Raw genomic sequence first — 17,449 nt, 5'->3', positions numbered from 1 at the left:
GCTCACTTTTGAACAGCGCAAAAGTAAGCAAAACGCTCTTGCCCCACCACTCGGCACCTCGCTTGGGCTCGGTGTGCCCTCACTCCGGCTTTGGACCGTGGGCCGCCGCGATGGGCCATCCTTGGCCCAGCGCGGCTAACCCGGCGTCCTGCCGGGTTACCCACGCTCCAAAGCCTGCGTTCGGCCAGCGTGGTTTAACGGGGCGCCTAAGATCAAGATCAAAAGCAGATCAAGGGCACAGCGGCCTACAGGCCGGCTTGAGTGTGGTGAAGCAACAGCAACAGCAAGATCAGAAGCTAAAGCGGGCACGGTCCAAATGTGGGAGCGGGCTTGCTCGCGAAGGTCGTTAACGATGACGCGGGCATCCTGATTCAACACGGCGTTCTCAGGTTTTTCGCGAGCAAGCTCGCTCCTACAGAAAACAGAAAAGCAGCTCTGCTTTCGCTTTTAACACTCAAGCCGGCCTGTAGGCCGCTGTGCTCTTGCTTTTGATCTGCTGTTGATCTTGATCTGACTGCCCCATTCAGCCCGAGGCCGAACGCAGGCAGTGCGGAGCGGGTAAACCGGCAGGACGCCGGTTTACCCGCGCCGGGCCATGGATGGCCCGTCGCGGCGGCCCGCGGAGTAATGCCGAAGTGAGGGAACACCGAGCCTAGGCGAGGTGCCGACAGGCGGGGCAGAGCGTTTTGGTTACTTTTGACTGGGCCGGCATTCCGGCTTTTCAAAAGTGACTCGCTGTAAGAGCGAAACCATAGGCATCCGTTACCTAAATAACGGATATACACACCTACCCCAAAAACCAAAAACTACCCCCCACAATTCCCACCAATCACCTCCCCCGCAAACGCCTTACGCACAAACGGCGTCGAGTCCCCCAGCGAACCATTGACCGTCGCAGAATGATCAAGCTCAGGATAAAAATGCCATTCGATCCGGTCCCCCGCCTTGCACGCATCCCTGACGAGCGCCTTTTGCCCCGGCACAAACACATCCCGATCCTGGCCACCCGTGCCCACGAAAACCGGAATATCCGTCTTCAACGTCGGATACGCCGACTCACGATAAACCTTGTCGAGTGCCGCTTTCGGCGAGCGCCTGAAGCTGTCATTGAACGTAAGCCCATCCGCCACCACCCGCTGCTCAATGGCATGCAAACAATCCCGCTGGCTGCTCTCAAACGCAGGCATCGCGCGCTCGCTCAAATAGTCGGCAGGCACGAACGAAGGATCAAACAAGGTCGCAGTACTCAGCCGCAGCAAGTTGTAGGCAAAGGTCGGCACCACCGAACGGCGTGCCTTTTCCAACTCGGCACTGTCACCCGTTTTATGGGCCGCGGCGTAAGGCGTACCCGTCGCCACCACACCGACGATATTCAACTCAGGCGCATAGTCTTTCCAATAGACCGCCGTGGCAAACGCAGCACGTGCACCCTGTGACTGGCCGAACACTACAACACGCCTGGAGAGCCCGAAATCACCCGCCATCACCGCACGAATGCTGTCGAGCACACCATAAGCGAGCGGACTGGTCAGCCCATACGGATGCAGGCCAGGTGTCCCGAGCCCTTGGTAATCAGTGGCGACGATGGCGTAGCCCTGGGCCAGCCAATAATTGAGATAGCGCGTATCCCGCGGGCTGCGACCGGCGAACGACGGCGCACAGATATCGGCGCTGCCTACCGTGCCGTGAGCCCACGCCATCAGCGGCCAGCCACCCGGCGGCGGCGTACCCTTGGGCAGGAACAGCGCCCCGGAAACGACAACCCGTTTGTGGGTGTCGAGACCGTCGGTGGACGTGTACAAAATGCGGATATTCTTCCCTGCATCGGCAAGGCTTTGCTGGCCGGTCAACGGCTCGCTACGCAGCATCTGCCCAGGTGATGCAGGCAGCTTGTCGGTCCAGGTATAAAACGCAGGAACACCACCATCACCAACAGGCGTTTGCCCGGCACTCACACCCGTGCATCCCGCAAGCAAAATCGCCAGCGCAAGCGACACCCGACGCGACATCACCAGCCCTCTTTCAACATCCGCAATTCAAGATACTGCAACAGCATGATGGTCTTGCCGTCGACGATCTCGGCACTTTCTACCATGGCCAGCGCGGCCTCAAACCCCAGCTCCAGCACCTCGATATCCTCACCTTCATCTTCCAAGCCACCACCATCACTGACCCGGTCACCCGGCTGATATTCGCCGATAAAGAAGTGAATGCGTTCAGTCACCGAGCCAGGACTCATGAAGGCCGAGTAGATTTTTTCTACATGGCCCACACGGTAGCCCGTCTCTTCTTCGGCTTCCAGGCGAATGCGTTCCTCGGGGCTGGCGTTGTCCAGCAAGCCGGCGGCGGACTCGATCAGGTAGCCGTGGTAGCCATTGACGAAGGTCGGCATGCGGAACTGGCGAATCAGCAACACCGTGCGCCGTTCGCGGTTGTACAGCAGGATGGTCGCGCCATTGCCCCGGTCATAGATTTCGCGGGTCTGGGACTGCCAGCTGCCGTCGCGGCGGCGCAAGTCGAACGTGTACTTTTTCAGCACATACCAGTTATCCGAGAGCAGTTCCTCGGTGTGAATACGAACGGGGCTGTTTTCCATGGCCGGGCCTTTTTGTCTTGTGTTATTCAGCATGTCGTGCAAAATCGTGCACAGTCAAGAAAAAACGTGCAGGAAGCTACCAATGCTGACCCAACAACGCAAACAACACCTGCTGGATACATTGCACCGCGACGGCCGGCTGATTGCCAAGGAGTTGAGCCAGGCATTGGAGGTGTCCGAGGACACGATTCGCCGCGACTTGCGGGAAATGGCCAAGGAAGGTTTGCTGCTGCGGGTGCACGGCGGTGCCTTGCCGGCTTCGCCCGCGATGGCTGATTTTTCGGTACGGGAACACTTGGTGCCCGAGGAAAAGATCGCCATTGGCCGCACGGCGGCGCAACTTGTGCAACCCGGCCAGGTGGTGTTTATCGATGGCGGTACCACATGCCTGCAACTGGCCCATCACTTGCCAGCGGGCCTGAACGCCACCGTGGTCACCCACAGCCCGTCGATTGCCATGGCCTTGGTGGATCATCCGCAGATTGAAGTGATCATGCTCGGCGGCCGGCTGTTTCGCCACTCACTGGTGGGGGTTGGCGCGGCCACGCTGGAGGCCATTGGCCGGGTAAACGCCGACCTGTATTTCATGGGGGTTTGCAGTGTGCACCCGAGTGCCGGGCTGTCTACCGGCGATTATGAAGAGGCGGTGGTGAAGCGCGCGCTATGCCACGCCGCGGCTGAAACCATCGTGCTGGCCACCTCGGAAAAGCTCAATACCGCATCGCCCTACCAGGTGGTGGAGCTGGAACATGTCAGCGCGATCGTCGCATTGGCCAGTACGACGCCGGCACTGCTGCAACCCTATGAGGCCCAAGGGCTGACGCTTTATCTTGCGTGACCGTCAACACTCCTTGATGGCCTCCCATGATGCGGCGACTTGCGTAGCGTCCGAGGCTTTGACCCGCGCCAGGTCAACTGGATACTCGACGCCCGGGTTCTCAGCGAAACGTGTGGCGGTGAACTGACCGTTACTGGCCCGCAGGATGTAGCCGCTGTCCAGGCACAACGCCGAGGCCAGGAAGATCACCCCGGGGGTTACCCATTCAGGCTTGAGGTTGTCCGGCTCGCCGGTCACGCCCCACATGCGGGTCTTGGCTACCGGGGAGATGGCATTGACCAGGATTCCATCCTCGGCCCCTTCGCCACTCAACGCATTCATGATCCCCAATTGCGCCATCTTGCCCGCGCTGTAGGCCACGAGTCCCGGCTGGGCATAGTGCGTGTACATCGCTCGGTCCGAGGTGGTCAGCACAATGCGCGGTGCGGTGGAGTGCTGGAGGTGCCGCCAGGCGTGTTTGCACAGCCAGATAGCCGCGTACACATTGATGTCCATTGCCCGCCGGATAAACGCCGCGTCGGCGGCCTCGATCGGCTGATAACCCACCCAGCCGGCATTGTGGATCAGGATATCGAGCTGCCCGAAATGGGTGATCGCGCACTCGATCAGTTCTCGGCAACCCGCTTCACCGGACAGGTCACCCGCGTGGCCAACCACCTGTAGGCCTTCGCTCTGAAGCGCCAGCGCAGCCGCCTGGACCACCTGTGGATCCGCACCATCGCCGAGGGTGTCCGCTCCGATATCACTGATCACCACCTGCGCGCCGAGGCGTGCCAACTCACGCGCATAGCTGAAGCCCAAACCACGGGCGGCACCGGTCACAATTGCGGTTTTACCTGTAAAGTCCATCGTTGCGTTCTCCTCATAGGCGCCCCACCCTAACAACTCGCAACCGCACTGTTTAATACTGAAAAACAGCGATATTGATACCCGCCGCGTATCAGGCCATGCAGGGCCATTCACCTGAAGGAACAGCCGAGATGATCGAAACCCGCCTACTGCGCCAGTTCATTGCCGTTGCCGAAGAGCTGCACTTTCACAAGGCCGCGCTGCGCCTGCATATGGCGCAGCCGGCGTTGAGCCAGGCGATCAATCGCCTGGAGCAGAAGTTGGGGTTTGCCCTGCTGCAGCGGGACCGACGCGGAGTGCGGCTGCTGCCGGCCGGGGCGGCGTTTCTTCAGACGGCTTATTCCGTCCTCGGGCAATTGCAGCAAGGTGTCGAACACGCCCGGCAGGTGTCCCAAGGCGTCGCCGGCACACTCACCATCACCTCCGTCTCGATCGCCGGTTATCCCTGGCTGCTCGATGCCCTCAAGCAGTTTCGCCTGGCGTTTCCCGAGGTACAGCTGGTGATCAAGGAAATGCCCTCTGCCAGCCAGGCCAAAGCCCTGATAAGCGGAGATGCGGATATCGCCTTTTTGCGCTATCTGCCGGGTCAGGCGGATAACATCGCGTCCCGGCTGCTGCTCGACGAACCTATCCTGATGGCACTGCCCCTGGACCATCCCGATGCCGGAAATGCTGCTATCGAGCTTAGGGATTTTGCGGGCGCAGACTTCGTGTTTACCCCCCAGGTATTGGGCAGTGGTTATCACCACCAATTGATCGACTTGTGCGAGGCCGCAGGCTTCTATCCGCGCGTGGTCCAGGAAGCCGATCAATTGCACACCCTGATTGGCCTGGTGGCATGCGGGTTCGGCGTGGCACTGGTCCCGGAGTCGATTGCCCTTTCCATCAGCAGTGACAAGGTGGTGTTTCTTCCCCTCTGCGCCTCGCCTTCCACCATCGGGCTCTACCTCAATTGGAGCACCGACAATCCTTCCCCATTGCCCGGGCACTTCTTCTCAGTACTGGAAGGAGCGCTGTAATACTTTGCAAGCAATGCCCAGTGACGACTGTCTAAATATTTCCTGTGGGGCCAAGGCATCTGTTAAAAACCGTGCTTCGCCTCTTTCCTGGAACCTTCATGTCTTCACGTTTGCTGTCCCGCCTCGGCCTGCGCTGGTTTCCCCTGCTGTGCATGGCCGTCTTGATCATCGGCCTTCCAGTGGGGTGTGCGGTGCTGCAACACAAGGAGCGCGAGCTGCTGTTTCGCGTCGAGCCGGGCACTGCCAGCTGGTACAGCGGGTTGCCGCGCGATGTGCAGGAATTCGACCTGAAACCTTCGAGTTTCAAGTCAGGGCAAAACATTCATGGCTGGTGGTGGCCCGCTGCACAGAAGGACGCGCCGGCGATTCTCTATCTGCACGGCGTGCGCTGGAACCTCACCGGCCAGCTGTTTCGCATTGAGCAACTGCGGGCCCTGGGCTTCTCGGTGCTGGCCATCGACTATCGCGGCTTCGGCCAGAGCCAGGGCGACCTGCCTTCGGAAACCAGCGTGTACGAAGACGCGCGCATCGCGTGGGAACGCTTCCAGGTGCTGCAACCGGACCCCGCCAAGCGGCTGATCTACGGGCACTCCCTGGGTGGCGCCGTGGCCATCGACCTCGCGGCGGAACTGGGCAAACAGGCAGCGGATAATCATGTGCCGCCGCCGGTACGCGGGCTGGTGATCGAGTCCACGTTCACGTCACTGGCGGACGTCGCCACGGCGGTGGCAAAGACTTCGTTGCCGGTGCGCTGGTTGCTCTCGCAGAAGTTTGATTCGATCGACAAGATCGCCGATATCCACATGCCGCTGCTGGTGGTTCACGGACTCGCCGACGCCTTTGTGCCACCGCGTTTCAGCCAGCAACTGTTTGACGCGGCACAAGAGCCCAAACACCTGTTGCTGGTGCCCGGTGCCACACATAACGACAGCATGCGGCTGGCTGGGCGCACCTATCGCCAGGCCCTGGACAGCCTGATGCAATCGAAGCGTCCAACTCAGGTGGCCGGCCCCTCCACAGGGCGCCCGAACAACTCGTAAATCTGCATTTCGGCACCGGTTTCGTCGGTGCCTGTCAAGGCGAAAAGCCTGCCCATACTGGCCATAAACAGCGACTGATCAAATATTAACCGCAGGTTAAATCGCCATACCCGCCGGGCTCAAGGGAAGTTATCCACAGAGATACCCACGGTTTTCGTGGACAACTCTTTTTACTTTTTTACGATTTTTTTGCTCAGCAATGCCCTGTTGGAAAGCTTCCCGGCAGCAAAATCTCCTGCGTCCCCTCGTGAATCAAAACCCTGGTGCCGGGTACCGAGCATGCCCATGGCCCAGCGCGGTTTCGTCAGGCTGTTCAGCACATCTTGCAGGACGTCGTCAGAGCAACCACCCATTGCGTTTGCGCCTAATGCTGATTAATCTCGCATAAACACGCATTAACGAGCACAAACATGCATAACACCCATGCCGCCGTCGACCTGCCCTCCCTGCGCAAACAGAAGATCCTGTTGCTGCTGGAGCGCGACGGTAAAGTTACCGCCTCGGAACTGGTGGAACATTTCGCTGTTTCCCAGGACACCATTCGCCGCGACCTTGGCGAACTCGCCTCTGCCGGCCTACTGCAACGTGTGCACGGCGGTGCACTGCCGCGGCCCAAGGACACCGGCAAGGACTTCTTCACGCGTTTCGGCGAAGCCACCGCGACCAAACGCCACTTGGCGCAACTCGCCGCCGACCGTGTGGAGGATGGCCAGATCGTGCTGTTCGACTCCGGGACCACCACCCTGCAAATCGCTCAGTCCTTGCCGCATTCCATCAAGCTGACCGCCGTCACCCACTCACCGATGATTGCCATCGCGTTGTCCGAACACCCCAATGTGACGGTGATCCTCGCCGGTGGTCAACTCAACCCGGTGACCATGGCGGCCAGCGGGCACGAAGCGTTGCGGCTGATCCAAGGCATCAAGGCAGACCTGCTGTTCACGGGCGTGTGCGCCCTGCATCCTCAGGTCGGCATCAGCTCGCTGCACTTTGAGGAGGTGGCGGTAAAACGAGCTATGCTCGACAGCGCCTCCCACGTGGTGGCCGTCACCCTGGCCGACAAACTGGGCGCCGTGGAGCCATTTGTGGTGGCACCGTGCAGCCGCATTCACACCCTGATTACCGAGTGGCATGTGCCGCCGGGCAGCGTCGAGGCTTACGAATGCCTGGGGCTGGAGGTGATGCAAGTGGATGCCTGACAAGCCCCCCATAAAGGCCCGGTAGCCTTCGCAGAGGAATATTCCCATGGCGTTTCCCGTGCTGATCCTGGATGCCCCCAACCCTCCCCTGCTCCATGATGAGATCGAACGATGCCTGGCATACCGCCTGGATATCACCCTCAACTTGCACTACTTCACCGACCAGGACAGCATCAAATCCCGTTACGCCGGGCGTATTCAGTTCGTGGATATCAACTGCCACGACACACCTTCGCTGATCAGCGCGGTGGTTAAAGCTGGAGGCTACAGCGTACTCAAGACCCGCTTGAACATTCCCCTGGGCACGGCGCTGCTCAACGCTGCAGCTTCGCCTGATCTAAGTAACCCGTTACAGGCAATCGCCCAGGCCGGCGTCGGGCTGAACCATATCGACTTGCAGACGGCCGCCGAGCGTGGCGTGACCGTACTCAATACCCCGGGTTCCAACGCAACGGCAGTGGCTGAATATGTGCTGGCTCAAACGCTGTTTCTGTCTCGGGACCTCAATCTCTACAACGCTAAAACCCATCAAGGCCAGTGGTCAAAGGGCCTGCTTGCACCCACGCTGCAAATCGCCGAGTTGACGCTGGGACTGGTGGGCACGGGCAGAATCGCCCAGGCGCTCGCCCATAAGGCCCGCGCTCTGGGCATGCAAGTGATTGCCACCGGCTCCGAGCGATTCACCCGACAGGCCGCCGCCAACCTGGGCCTGCAATGGCGCGCCACACTTGGCGAATTGCTGGATGAGGCCGACGTCGTATCCATCCATACGCCGCTCACCGCGCAGACCAAAGGTTTGTTCGACAACACAGCGTTCACGCGGATGAAACCGGGTTCGATCCTGATCAATACCGCCCGTGGCGGAATCGTCGACGAGGGCCAACTGGCAAGCTTCATCACGCGCTTTCCCGGCCACATCAAGGGCGTCGCCATCGATACCTTTGCCCGGGAAAAAGATCAGTTCGAATCGCCGTTGACTGGCATTGCCAACGCGATACTCACGCCGCATATCGCAGGCAATACCCGTGCGGCGATCAGCGAGGCGTCAACCCAGATCATTGACCACATTCATGCCTATTACCAAGCAACGCTTGAAGGCTAAGGGCATCCGCAACCGCATGGCCACTGGCGGTGTTGTCAAAGATGCACCAGGTGGGAACACCCTCGGCCGATGACCTTTGCACGGCCGCGCACAAGGCCTGCAGTCGATCCATTTCGTAGGCGCTGTGGTAGATACGCGGCGAACCGTGCAGGCGCCAATAACGCACGCCTTGCCAGCCTTTCGGTACGTCACCTTCAGCGATTACCGGTGGGTCGGCAGCCACCCGGCCTATTTGGTACTCCTGCAACATGCCTTCGGCATGCACCCAACTGGCATGCCGCGGCTCCAGCACCACATTGCCGGCGAAGCGTTGGCGCAAGGCCGTGAAGAAACCGGCAGCGACGGCTGCCTCATAGTTCAATGAAGGCGGTAATTGCACCAGCAAGCAGCCCAGGCGATCGCCCAACTGCAGGCACTGTGCAAGGAATTCATCCAATGCCGTACCACAGTCATGCAGACGTAATTCATGGGTTATATGCCGAGGCAACTTGACCGAAAAACGAAAGCCGGGCGGCACCGATTGGGCCCATCGTTGATAGGTTTGCGGGCGATGGGGACGGTAGAAGGAGCTGTTGATTTCAACCGCATTCAAGCACGACGCATAACGCTGCAGATGGGTGCCGTGCGGGGGGAATCGTGGCCATTGCTCACGAGGCAGGCTCCAACCGGCACACCCCAGAAAAATCGGCATCAGAACAACACCGACGCTGCATCCCTCATGAAAATCTCCACCGTCTTCGGCCCGACGCCCTCGAACGCGTTCAGGCGCTTCTCAAACTCCTCACGGTCGGCGCTGGCATCGTGTATCTGGCTGATCTTGCCCGCGTACTCTGCGTTCAACTTGCTACTGAGGTCCAGCAGGCGCTGCGCGGTGCTTTCGTCGTAACGCACGTAATGCGCCTCGCCGAGCATGGCCACCAACTCGCGGGAGGTGCAGTGCTGCAATTTGCGCGGGGTGTCCCGGCCATGCTTCACCACAATTACCTGATAGGCCTGGGCCGCGATCTGCGCCTGAATGCGCTTGCCCATCAAGAAGCTTGCGATAAACCACTTGAACAACGCGTTGTCATCGCCAGGCTTGAGTTCAATACCCAGCTCACCGGCGCTGATGGATCGGCCCATGACTACCTCCGTTATTCACTTGCCCAGCTTGCGCTCGGCCTTGGCGGCTTGCTCGTTGATCTGGTCGGTTTGCCGTTGTGTGTCCTTAATGGATGTCGGCGTGATCACCTTATCAACGGTTTCAGTCTGGGGGTTGGGGCGCTGTAAAGCGCTGTCCTGGTCGTCCACCTGGCGACCTTTCTGCGCCTGTTCGGAGCTGATTGCATCGGGGGTTTTGTCGGCGGTTTTTTCAGTGCCCATGGTGATTCTCCTGCTGTTAAAAGATCACGCTCAAGCGCGGAGCCGTTATGCAGCAGAGCCCATGGTTTTTTGATAGTTCAAGGAAATTGCGTGGGCTGCGGCCCGGAGAAATAAGCGCAAATTAATTTAAACCTTTTGCGCAGGCGCCCGCTCAACAGTCAGGTAACGGCATCGCGCCATTCTTCAGGAGAAGCATCATGAAGCACTTGCTGATGAAACAAATGGGACTGACCTTTGCACTGGCCGCGGGCTCGATTGGCGTAGCCATGGCAGCCTCCTCCAATGACTTCGTCGACGCCGCTGCCCAAGGCGGAATTACTGAAGTGGAGGCCGGCAAACTGGCGTTGGAAAAGAGCGGCGCTGCTGATATCAAAGCGTTTGCCCAGCACATGATCACCGACCATACCAAGGCCAACCAAGAGCTGACTGCCCTGGCGACGAAGCTTGATATCAAGGTACCGGATGACGCCAGCCTGACCGACAAGGCCAAAAAAATGATTCTGGAGATTCGTGAAGAATCTTTCGACAAGGCTTACGCCGACAACCAGGTCAAGGCCCATGAAGACACCGTGGCGCTTTTCAAAAAAGAAGCCGCGTCTTCGGACAACGCCGAACTGAAGGCGTTTGCCGAGAAGACGCTGCCGACGCTCGAAACCCACTTGAAGATGGCCAAGGAGCTGCAATCCCAGCACGCCAATTAATCATCTACCCACTCAGGAGACACTCGACCATGAGTTCGCAACTGCACGGCAAGAAGATTCTGATCATCACCTCCAACACTGGCATCGAGCGCGACGAATTGCTCAAGCCGCTGGAAGCCCTGCGCGGTTTTGGCGCCACGGTAACCCACGGCTCGAGCAAAGGTGGCAGCACCCAGACCTTTCTCCAGGACACCGAGAAAGACAGGACAGTGGAGTCCGATGCCAAGCTTTCGGATCTGCACGGCAGTGATTTTGATGCATTGGTCATCCCCGGCGGCACCGTCAACGCTGACACCCTGCGTCAGGATGCCGATGCCTTGCGACTGATCAATGATTTCGTCAAGGCCGGTAAAACCGTCGCCGCCATCTGCCACGGCCCTTGGGCCCTGATCGATGCCGGCGTGATCGAAGGCAAGACCCTCACCTCCTACAAAAGCGTGCGCACCGATCTGGTGAATGCCGGCGCAGCCAACTGGGTAGATACGCAGGTGAAAGAATGCCCGGCCAATGGCTGGACGTTGATCACCTCACGCACGCCTGATGATTTGCCGGCGTTCAACGAGGCGATTGCCAAAACACTGGCGGCTTGAGGCCAGCCAATGCAAACAGGCGCCCTTGGGCGCCTGTTCTTTTTCGATTCTGTCTCAGCTTTTGCCGTGCTCAGCAGCGTGCGTCGCGCGGTTCACACCCTTGGGCCCAAACAGCGCCCAGAGGATCAGCCCCAACAGCGGCATGAAGATCAGTACCACCAACCATAAACCCTTGGTTTCCCAGCCACTGCCACTGCGCAGCACGCTATTGATCGCCCACAGTTCCAGCAGCACCAGAATCACCGCCAAGCCAATCCAGACATATTCGATTTGCATGATTCATCCTCCTGAGGTCGTATGCGTTAGGTCAAGCAACACGCCCGAGGGTTCATTAAAATTACAACGGATGGCTCTCGCCCAACGGTTGCGGCACATGCGCCGTAACCTTCTAGACTCAACTGCACGTCACCTCTCACCCCACGGAGGCCCAGGATGACCGAGCACATCATCCACTTTCACTGCCAGATCGATCAGGGCACCACCGAGCGCTTTCGTGATTGTTGCCTGGAGGCGATCGAGCAAGGTGCCAGCTCGTTGCTGTTGAACCTGTCGACCACCGGTGGCAGCACCAATTTCGGCTTTACCCTCTACACCTTTCTCAAATCGCTGCCGGTGCCACTGTGTGCGATCAATGCGGGCAATATCGAGTCCATGGGCATCATCATGTTCCTGGCGGCCGGTCGCCGCATCACCACGCCCCACTCACGCTTTTTGATCCACCCGATGAACTGGTACTTCAGCCAGAACTCCGTCGATCACCAGCGCCTGCGCGAGTACCTTTCGAGCCTGGATAACGACCTGGCGCGCTACGTGAAAATCTATGAACTGGAAACCGCCACGGCGGAAACCCACCTGGACATCTTCAAGTGCCTGTCCGCAGAAGAAAAAGTGATTGCCGCCCACGAGTCATTGGCCTACGGAATTGCCCATGAGTTTGAACAGATCGTGTTTGCGGACGACGTCAAGCACTGGAAAGTCAGCGGCGGATAGGCATTGTTTAATGCATGCAAGCCAATACCTGACCGTGCAACCTGCACGACCCGCGTCGATTTTTATTAAACATAAGCCATTGATTTATAAGTGAATAATTATTCTGTTCAACTTGGTACAACTCATGCTGTAGAGCTTTGGACGAGGCGGGCATTTCGACCCGCCCTTTCACTACCCGTGAGGTGTCACCCATGAATGCCATTGACCTTCTCAAGGCCGACCACGAACGCGTCAAAGCCATCCTGAACCAACTGAGTGAGTCCACCGAGCGCGGCGTAAAAAAACGCACTGAGCTACTGGCCAAACTGGAGATGGAAATCAGCCTGCACACCCGACTTGAGGAAGAGATCCTCTACCCGGCATTTCGCAAGGCGGGGGGTAAGGATCAGGAAATCATGTACCACGAAGCCAAAGAAGAACATCGCACCGTCGACTCCCTCGTCCTGCCGGACCTGAAGCAGACTTCGCCCTCCACCACCGAGTTTTCCGGTCGCGTGAAAGTCGTCAAGGAACTGTTGGAACACCATATCGAGGAAGAGGAAAGCGAGATGTTCCCACAGGCCAGGAAGCTGTTGGGCAAGGCCTTGCTGGAAGAGCTTGGCGCGGAGATGGAAGCGATGAAAGCCGCGCACAAGAAAGCACCCGGCGCGAAGCCAATGGCCGCTTGATGCCCATTCGTCGCATGCCTGGAAACTATTTCAAACTTTGATTTGGCTGGAGGATTCCCAATTAGGCAACACCATTGATTCGCTCATCATTGAGGGTTTTCAAAATGGCTAATAGCGGAAAAACCACACCAGGTGCTGGTCACAAGGACCAGCAAGACACAAACCGTAAAAGCGGCGGCCAGGGTTCAGGCGGCAACTTCGCCAATGACCGCGAAAAGGCTTCTGAAGCGGGCAAAAAAGGCGGGGCTCATAGCCACGCTCCAGGCTCCAAGAAGTCTTGATTGAGGCGTCGCCGAAGCCTGGATGTGTTCCGGGCTTCGGTCCCCATCGCCAAGAGGGATTGAGTCATGAAGACCAGCATTTCCCAACGGATCGTACTTGCCGCCAGCTTGACGCTCGTACTGTATGCCCCTGCCTACGCCGCCTTCGGCGACAACACCGCACCCGAGACGCCCGCCTTGAGCGGCAACAGTATCCCAGGCTCGGCACTGCCGCCGGGCACCTATCCCAGCAGCCCATCAGCGGCCGACAGCAGTGGCCGCAAGGACACTGAAACCAAAGCGCCCGCGCCGTCAAAAAGCGTGAAGAGCACGCGCCACAAAGGCTCCTCGACTCAGCACCCGGCCAGCAAGAGTGGCAAGAAAACCGCGCCTGCATCGGGAAGTTGAGAAACTAGAGCTCGCTTGGACCACCGATAAAGTCCAGGCGCAGATTTAACCACTGCCGAACGATTTCCCGGGACGCTTGCCGGGCATCAACTGCAGAGAAGCCGCGCTCGCGCTGCAACCAGTCGCTCGTCGCTTGGCGCGTCGGCTCAATGGCCGCCAGCGCCTGCTGGCGTTGCTTGGCGGGCCACTGTTTATCGGCGCCCCAGTTACGCAGGGTTAATTCAGGATCCTGGCCCTTCCCTGCGGCGCCTGGCTGGAGGAACAGCCGAGGTGACGCGGTGGCCTTGAGCGAAAGAGCGCTCCAGTCGGCATAGCTGGCAAAGCGGATCGTGCCCTCGTTCTGCGAGGCCGTGGACAAAGGCTCGGTCAAACTGTCGTCGAGCCGCTTCCACGCCGGCTGTGAAAACAGATCACCTTGGGGGCCACAGATCGGCGCAAAGCTGTCGCGGGTGGAGCCGTACAACGACCCGAACGACTCATACGCGACCTCGCCCTGCCGGCTGAAGACAAAGCAGTGCACATACGGGCGCTGGTCGGCGAATAACTCATACTGCTGACGTTCAATCATCATGCGCAGCAAGGTCAACATCACCCGGTCACGACTGACGACGGGATCGTTTTGCAGGTCCTGCCAGATCGACCAGGGAAAACTGTCTTCCTTGAGCGCAACGAGGACCTGCTTGCGATTCTCCTCGGCCTCATTCTCCGTAACGCCACTGTCAGGCTCGAAACGCTGCAGGTAGACCAGCCATGCAGCAGCCAGATCGTTCATCGGGTAACGTCTGAGCCCTTCTGTTGCTTGGGCCGGATGGTAAGGAATACTGGCGATAATTGCGTCAAGGGCCGCCGTATCCTTGTGGGTGATCGTGCCTACCTCAACCACTCTCTGGCTCAGTTGAGATTGCAGGCAGCTTGGGAGCGAGCCCAGGGCACCGGCACACGCGTTGCGAGCCTGCAGCCAGGTGCGCTGGCCACGGCGCAGTTCGTCACGCGGGTCAGGTGCCAATTTGGCCATTGCCTGGCTGTAATAAACGCCCAACGTGCTGTCGAGTTCACTTAGTTCGGGATTGGCGCAAATCGCCTTTTCCACCGGTGTAGCGGCCTTTTTACAATCGAAGGACGCGCCACTGGCAGGCATCCCTGCGCCCATCAGCACGCCAGCGAGCAACAACATTGGGTAGGCAAAATTAATACGGCGGGCCATGGCTTTCCTTGGGTGAGTTCCTTTCAGGCGCTTATTGTGCCGACGCGCCTGCCAATGTCCAGCCTGTCGGCACTCTGCTACGAAGCACTTGCCATGGAGGGGCGATCACTTGCCAGCTCGCGCTCAATCTGTTCGATGCTGGGCAGGCTGGTTTGCAGCTCTGCCGGCAGGGATTCCACCAGCTGATACTCGGCAACCCCAATAGGACGGGAGCTGTCACGCAGAGCGTATTCGGCCACTACTTCGTTCTTGCTCTTGCACAGCAGCAGGCCGATGGTGGGGCGGTCTTGCGGGTGCTTGAGCTGGGCGTCTACCGCCGCGAGGTAAAAACCCAACTGCCCCAGATGGTCGGGTTTGAATTTACCGGCCTTGAGTTCGATTACCACATAGCACCTCAGCTTGAGGTGATAAAACAGCAGGTCGACGAAAAACTCCTCGCCCCCTACGTCCAGCAATACTTGCCGTCCCACGAAGGCAAAACCGGCGCCCAGCTCCAGCAAAAAATCGGTGACATGTTTGACCAGGGCGTTTTCGATTTCACGCTCCTGCGCGTCAAGGGTCAGGCCCAGGAAGTCGAAACGGTAAGGGTCTTTAAGTGATTCGCGAGCCAGGTCGGATTGGGCTTTGGGCAGCAGTCCCTCGAAGTTGCTGACCGCATTGCCGCTGCGCTCCAGCAGGCGACCCTCGATTTGCATCACCAGGATGTTGCGCGACCAGTTGTGTTCGATGGCCTGTGCGATGTACCAGCGACGGGTTTCAGGGCCGGGCAACCTGTCCAGCAACGCCAGGTTATGGCCCCAAGGCAATTGTGCAGCAGCCTGTTGCACAAATTCGGAATCTGGCCACGCCTCCGCAAATGCACGCATGTACTTCAGGTTGCGCGGCGAAAAACCCTTCATCTCCGGAAACGCTGAGCGCAAATCCTGCGCCAGTCGCTCAATCACCTTGGTGCCCCAGCCCTGCCGCGCTTGCCGGGTCAAAATATCCTGGCCGATTTGCCAGTACAGCAACACCAGCTCGCGGTTTACCGCCAGGGTGGCGCGCTGCTGGGCGGAGTGGATTCGACCCTTGAGATCAGTCAGCCAGTCGCTGTATCCCTCGGGTGGTGTGATCAGGCTGTCGGGGGTCTCACTCATTCCTTTTCCCTCGTGGGTTTGGCAGGCGGCCGATAGTAGCGAGGGAAAAAAGCGTGATGGGCCAGCAGAATGCTTTCGATACAAATCAACTGGAACCCTTCACGAGAGAGCCTTCATGCAGATCAAAAGGTGCCCCGCCGTGCCCGCTGTGGTCAAATGAGCCGGTCACTTCCATGGTTATTCCTGATCTATGAACGCCACACCCACCGACGACAGCCAGGCATCCACCGGGGACCGCATCCTGTTCCTGCTCAAGACCCGTGGCCCCTTGAAAACCACGGACCTGGCGGCGCTGCTGGACATCACCTCCGAAGCCGCTCGCCAGCAGATCCAGAAGCTGCAGGTCGCGGAGTTGATTGTCGGTGTGTCGGCCCCGATCTCGGGTGCCGGTCGGCCATCCCTGAAGTGGACGCTGACCGAATCCGCCCAGGGCAAATTCCCGGATTCCCATAGTGTTCTGACCTTGCACCTGATCGAGTCCATCGAAGGGATTTTTGGCAGCGAAGGCGTGGAAAAAGTCATCGCCAGCATGGAGGCGACCGCCAAGCACGAATACATCCAGGCTTGCTCCGTCGCATCCAGCTTGCAGGAGAAAGTCGAGATCCTGGTGCAGATTCGCGAGCGCGCCGGGTATATGGCGCAGATGGAGCCGCTGGACAATGGCTGGCTATTGGTGGAAAACCACTGCCCTATCTGCGTGGCCGCCCGTAAATGCCAGGGGTTTTGCCGCTCGGAGTTGCAGATTTTCCAGGCAGCGCTGGGCGATGAGAATGTGGTGGAACGGTGCGAGCATTTGATCTCCGGGGACCGACGCTGCGCCTACAGCATCCAGCCTCGCCGCCCGTAAGAAAGAGGCTGCGATGGGCTGCGCAGCAACCGCAATTCCAGCGCCGCAGTGTCCCGGATACACCAACGGTTCAGGACTCACAATTGCTGCGCAGTCCATCGCAGCCTAAGCCTCAGGCCGAAGTCAGGCCCATTGCAGGTTGAACAGTGCGAACGCCAGCAGCGCCCAGATCGCCAGCACCAAGTGCGTCAGCTGCAAGCCCTCCTGGCGAATCCAGTAGCCAAACCACAAGCCACCCAGCAGCATCGCAAACACGAAAGCCGAGAAGCCGCTGAGGGCGAGATTGAGCCATGGCCGGGCGGCCGAGAGGCCATCACCGAGGATCAACTGGTAGCTGCCGGTCCATGCCGCCACTGCCGCGATAACTTGCAGCGCCAACACAATCAGCAGGGCCAATTGATGCAGGCGCGGGGAACGCACAGCGCGCCTCAACAGAGGGATGTCGATGGCCGGAGCCTGGTGCAGTGGCGCCATGGCCATGGTCGCGCCCACCGCACCGACCGAGCTGCGAAAAGCCTGCCCGTTGTTGACCACGGCGAGGGTCAGCCAGACACTCAAGCCCAACGCCTGCGTGCCTAGGAACAACCCGGCAGAACCTCCCGGCAGCCATGCTTCTTCGCTCATCCAAAACTCCTTGTTC

The 17,449-nt window shown here is 59.2% G+C and carries 21 protein-coding genes and 1 pseudogene; 12 read left to right on the top strand and 10 right to left on the bottom strand.

Annotated features, from left to right (window positions below):
• Positions 1–806: 806 nt before the first annotated feature.
• Positions 807–2,009, bottom strand: coding sequence for a lipase family protein (locus AU074_RS25830; protein WP_076017128.1), 1,203 nt, complete (start codon positions 2,007–2,009; stop codon positions 807–809).
• The gene (gene nudK / locus AU074_RS25825; protein WP_076017127.1) at positions 2,009–2,596 is read right to left on the bottom strand and encodes a GDP-mannose pyrophosphatase NudK; all 588 of its coding nucleotides are present in this window, start codon (positions 2,594–2,596) and stop codon (positions 2,009–2,011) included. Before nudK ends, AU074_RS25830 begins: the two co-directional genes overlap by 1 nt.
• 82 nt (positions 2,597–2,678) lie before the next feature.
• Here nudK and AU074_RS25820 point away from each other — a divergent pair, with 82 nt between their 5' ends.
• Positions 2,679–3,434 (top strand): DeoR/GlpR family DNA-binding transcription regulator, encoded by a 756-nt coding sequence (locus tag AU074_RS25820; RefSeq protein ID WP_076017126.1) that lies wholly within the window; start codon positions 2,679–2,681, stop codon positions 3,432–3,434.
• A 3-nt stretch (positions 3,435–3,437) separates the two neighbouring features.
• Here the strand turns inward: AU074_RS25820 and AU074_RS25815 are convergent, their stop codons facing one another.
• Positions 3,438–4,283, bottom strand: coding sequence for an SDR family NAD(P)-dependent oxidoreductase (locus AU074_RS25815; protein WP_076017125.1), 846 nt, complete (start codon positions 4,281–4,283; stop codon positions 3,438–3,440).
• Positions 4,284–4,414: 131 nt separating this feature from the next.
• Between AU074_RS25815 and AU074_RS25810 the strand changes: the two genes are divergently transcribed.
• From AU074_RS25810 to AU074_RS25790, 4 genes are all read left to right on the top strand, one after another.
• Positions 4,415–5,302, top strand: coding sequence for a LysR family transcriptional regulator (locus AU074_RS25810; protein ID WP_076017124.1), 888 nt, complete (start codon positions 4,415–4,417; stop codon positions 5,300–5,302).
• A 98-nt stretch (positions 5,303–5,400) separates the two neighbouring features.
• The gene (locus AU074_RS25805) at positions 5,401–6,342 is read left to right on the top strand and encodes an alpha/beta hydrolase (RefSeq protein WP_076017123.1); all 942 of its coding nucleotides are present in this window, start codon (positions 5,401–5,403) and stop codon (positions 6,340–6,342) included.
• Between the two features lie 410 nt (positions 6,343–6,752).
• Positions 6,753–7,541, top strand: coding sequence for a DeoR/GlpR family DNA-binding transcription regulator (locus AU074_RS25795; protein ID WP_076017121.1), 789 nt, complete (start codon positions 6,753–6,755; stop codon positions 7,539–7,541).
• A 46-nt stretch (positions 7,542–7,587) separates the two neighbouring features.
• Positions 7,588–8,643, top strand: coding sequence for a D-isomer specific 2-hydroxyacid dehydrogenase family protein (locus AU074_RS25790; RefSeq protein ID WP_076017120.1), 1,056 nt, complete (start codon positions 7,588–7,590; stop codon positions 8,641–8,643).
• Here AU074_RS25790 and AU074_RS25785 read toward each other — a convergent pair.
• Genes AU074_RS25785 through AU074_RS25775 form a run of 3 tightly spaced genes read right to left on the bottom strand, consistent with a single transcriptional unit; the run spans position 8,597 to position 10,005 of the window.
• Positions 8,597–9,334, bottom strand: coding sequence for a DUF72 domain-containing protein (locus AU074_RS25785; protein WP_076017119.1), 738 nt, complete (start codon positions 9,332–9,334; stop codon positions 8,597–8,599). The genes AU074_RS25790 and AU074_RS25785 overlap by 47 nt on opposite strands.
• Positions 9,334–9,765, bottom strand: a complete 432-nt coding sequence (locus AU074_RS25780; protein ID WP_076017118.1) for a DNA methylase — start codon at positions 9,763–9,765, stop codon at positions 9,334–9,336. Before AU074_RS25780 ends, AU074_RS25785 begins: the two co-directional genes overlap by 1 nt.
• Positions 9,766–9,780: 15 nt before the next feature.
• Positions 9,781–10,005: a hypothetical protein gene (locus tag AU074_RS25775; protein ID WP_076017117.1), complete on the bottom strand. Its 225-nt coding sequence runs from the start codon at positions 10,003–10,005 to the stop codon at positions 9,781–9,783.
• 197 nt (positions 10,006–10,202) lie between these two features.
• On the opposite strand from AU074_RS25775, the gene AU074_RS25770 reads away from it, so the two are divergent.
• On the top strand, positions 10,203–10,706 hold the full coding sequence (locus AU074_RS25770; protein WP_076017116.1) for a DUF4142 domain-containing protein: 504 nt from the start codon (positions 10,203–10,205) through the stop codon (positions 10,704–10,706).
• 29 nt (positions 10,707–10,735) lie between these two features.
• On the top strand, positions 10,736–11,296 hold the full coding sequence (locus AU074_RS25765) for a type 1 glutamine amidotransferase domain-containing protein (RefSeq protein ID WP_076017115.1): 561 nt from the start codon (positions 10,736–10,738) through the stop codon (positions 11,294–11,296).
• A 54-nt stretch (positions 11,297–11,350) separates the two neighbouring features.
• On the opposite strand, the gene AU074_RS25760 is transcribed toward AU074_RS25765, so the two are convergent.
• The gene (locus tag AU074_RS25760; protein WP_063030824.1) at positions 11,351–11,572 is read right to left on the bottom strand and encodes a PLD nuclease N-terminal domain-containing protein; all 222 of its coding nucleotides are present in this window, start codon (positions 11,570–11,572) and stop codon (positions 11,351–11,353) included.
• A gap of 156 nt (positions 11,573–11,728) precedes the next feature.
• Between AU074_RS25760 and AU074_RS25755 the strand changes: the two genes are divergently transcribed.
• From AU074_RS25755 to AU074_RS25740, 4 genes and pseudogenes are all read left to right on the top strand, one after another.
• On the top strand, positions 11,729–12,286 hold the full coding sequence (locus AU074_RS25755) for an ATP-dependent Clp protease proteolytic subunit (protein WP_076017114.1): 558 nt from the start codon (positions 11,729–11,731) through the stop codon (positions 12,284–12,286).
• Positions 12,287–12,477: 191 nt separating this feature from the next.
• Positions 12,478–12,954, top strand: a complete 477-nt coding sequence (locus AU074_RS25750; protein WP_008435010.1) for a hemerythrin domain-containing protein — start codon at positions 12,478–12,480, stop codon at positions 12,952–12,954.
• 167 nt (positions 12,955–13,121) lie between these two features.
• Positions 13,122–13,235, top strand: a pseudogene (locus AU074_RS34650) (general stress protein); the annotation flags it as partial.
• 66 nt (positions 13,236–13,301) lie between these two features.
• Positions 13,302–13,622 carry a hypothetical protein gene (locus tag AU074_RS25740; protein ID WP_076017112.1) on the top strand — a complete coding sequence of 107 codons (321 nt, stop codon included), beginning with the start codon at positions 13,302–13,304 and terminating at the stop codon, positions 13,620–13,622.
• A gap of 4 nt (positions 13,623–13,626) precedes the next feature.
• On the opposite strand, the gene AU074_RS25735 is transcribed toward AU074_RS25740, so the two are convergent.
• Both AU074_RS25735 and AU074_RS25730 read right to left on the bottom strand, forming a co-directional pair.
• The gene (locus AU074_RS25735; protein ID WP_076017111.1) at positions 13,627–14,826 is read right to left on the bottom strand and encodes a lysozyme inhibitor LprI family protein; all 1,200 of its coding nucleotides are present in this window, start codon (positions 14,824–14,826) and stop codon (positions 13,627–13,629) included.
• A 77-nt stretch (positions 14,827–14,903) separates the two neighbouring features.
• Positions 14,904–15,962, bottom strand: coding sequence for a YhcG family protein (locus AU074_RS25730; protein WP_076017110.1), 1,059 nt, complete (start codon positions 15,960–15,962; stop codon positions 14,904–14,906).
• Positions 15,963–16,152: 190 nt separating this feature from the next.
• Here AU074_RS25730 and AU074_RS25725 point away from each other — a divergent pair, with 190 nt between their 5' ends.
• Positions 16,153–16,809, top strand: coding sequence for a metalloregulator ArsR/SmtB family transcription factor (locus AU074_RS25725; protein WP_076017109.1), 657 nt, complete (start codon positions 16,153–16,155; stop codon positions 16,807–16,809).
• A 123-nt stretch (positions 16,810–16,932) separates the two neighbouring features.
• On the opposite strand, the gene AU074_RS25720 is transcribed toward AU074_RS25725, so the two are convergent.
• Positions 16,933–17,433: a DUF2165 family protein gene (locus AU074_RS25720; protein ID WP_076017108.1), complete on the bottom strand. Its 501-nt coding sequence runs from the start codon at positions 17,431–17,433 to the stop codon at positions 16,933–16,935.
• Positions 17,434–17,449: the final 16 nt, after the last annotated feature.

This window comes from Pseudomonas sp. ATCC PTA-122608, from assembly GCF_001952855.1.
Lineage (GTDB): Bacteria > Pseudomonadota > Gammaproteobacteria > Pseudomonadales > Pseudomonadaceae > Aquipseudomonas.
Note: the sequence above shows the minus strand (reverse complement) of the source record. Positions and strands in the feature narration are given on the sequence as shown.

Excerpts from the sequence above, each read along its gene's own strand:
- AU074_RS25830 (WP_076017128.1), bottom strand. The coding sequence starts at position 2,009 with ATGTCGCGTCGGGTGTCGCTTGCGCTGGCGATTTTGCTTGCGGGATGC.
- nudK (WP_076017127.1), bottom strand. The coding sequence starts at position 2,596 with ATGGAAAACAGCCCCGTTCGTATTCACACCGAGGAACTGCTCTCGGAT.
- AU074_RS25820 (WP_076017126.1), top strand. The coding sequence starts at position 2,679 with ATGCTGACCCAACAACGCAAACAACACCTGCTGGATACATTGCACCGC.
- AU074_RS25815 (WP_076017125.1), bottom strand. The coding sequence starts at position 4,283 with ATGGACTTTACAGGTAAAACCGCAATTGTGACCGGTGCCGCCCGTGGT.
- AU074_RS25810 (WP_076017124.1), top strand. The coding sequence starts at position 4,415 with ATGATCGAAACCCGCCTACTGCGCCAGTTCATTGCCGTTGCCGAAGAG.
- AU074_RS25805 (WP_076017123.1), top strand. The coding sequence starts at position 5,401 with ATGTCTTCACGTTTGCTGTCCCGCCTCGGCCTGCGCTGGTTTCCCCTG.
- AU074_RS25795 (WP_076017121.1), top strand. The coding sequence starts at position 6,753 with ATGCATAACACCCATGCCGCCGTCGACCTGCCCTCCCTGCGCAAACAG.
- AU074_RS25790 (WP_076017120.1), top strand. The coding sequence starts at position 7,588 with ATGGCGTTTCCCGTGCTGATCCTGGATGCCCCCAACCCTCCCCTGCTC.
- AU074_RS25785 (WP_076017119.1), bottom strand. The coding sequence starts at position 9,334 with ATGCCGATTTTTCTGGGGTGTGCCGGTTGGAGCCTGCCTCGTGAGCAA.
- AU074_RS25780 (WP_076017118.1), bottom strand. The coding sequence starts at position 9,765 with ATGGGCCGATCCATCAGCGCCGGTGAGCTGGGTATTGAACTCAAGCCT.
- AU074_RS25775 (WP_076017117.1), bottom strand. The coding sequence starts at position 10,005 with ATGGGCACTGAAAAAACCGCCGACAAAACCCCCGATGCAATCAGCTCC.
- AU074_RS25770 (WP_076017116.1), top strand. The coding sequence starts at position 10,203 with ATGAAGCACTTGCTGATGAAACAAATGGGACTGACCTTTGCACTGGCC.
- AU074_RS25765 (WP_076017115.1), top strand. The coding sequence starts at position 10,736 with ATGAGTTCGCAACTGCACGGCAAGAAGATTCTGATCATCACCTCCAAC.
- AU074_RS25760 (WP_063030824.1), bottom strand. The coding sequence starts at position 11,572 with ATGCAAATCGAATATGTCTGGATTGGCTTGGCGGTGATTCTGGTGCTG.
- AU074_RS25755 (WP_076017114.1), top strand. The coding sequence starts at position 11,729 with ATGACCGAGCACATCATCCACTTTCACTGCCAGATCGATCAGGGCACC.
- AU074_RS25750 (WP_008435010.1), top strand. The coding sequence starts at position 12,478 with ATGAATGCCATTGACCTTCTCAAGGCCGACCACGAACGCGTCAAAGCC.
- AU074_RS25740 (WP_076017112.1), top strand. The coding sequence starts at position 13,302 with ATGAAGACCAGCATTTCCCAACGGATCGTACTTGCCGCCAGCTTGACG.
- AU074_RS25735 (WP_076017111.1), bottom strand. The coding sequence starts at position 14,826 with ATGGCCCGCCGTATTAATTTTGCCTACCCAATGTTGTTGCTCGCTGGC.
- AU074_RS25730 (WP_076017110.1), bottom strand. The coding sequence starts at position 15,962 with ATGAGTGAGACCCCCGACAGCCTGATCACACCACCCGAGGGATACAGC.
- AU074_RS25725 (WP_076017109.1), top strand. The coding sequence starts at position 16,153 with ATGAACGCCACACCCACCGACGACAGCCAGGCATCCACCGGGGACCGC.
- AU074_RS25720 (WP_076017108.1), bottom strand. The coding sequence starts at position 17,433 with ATGAGCGAAGAAGCATGGCTGCCGGGAGGTTCTGCCGGGTTGTTCCTA.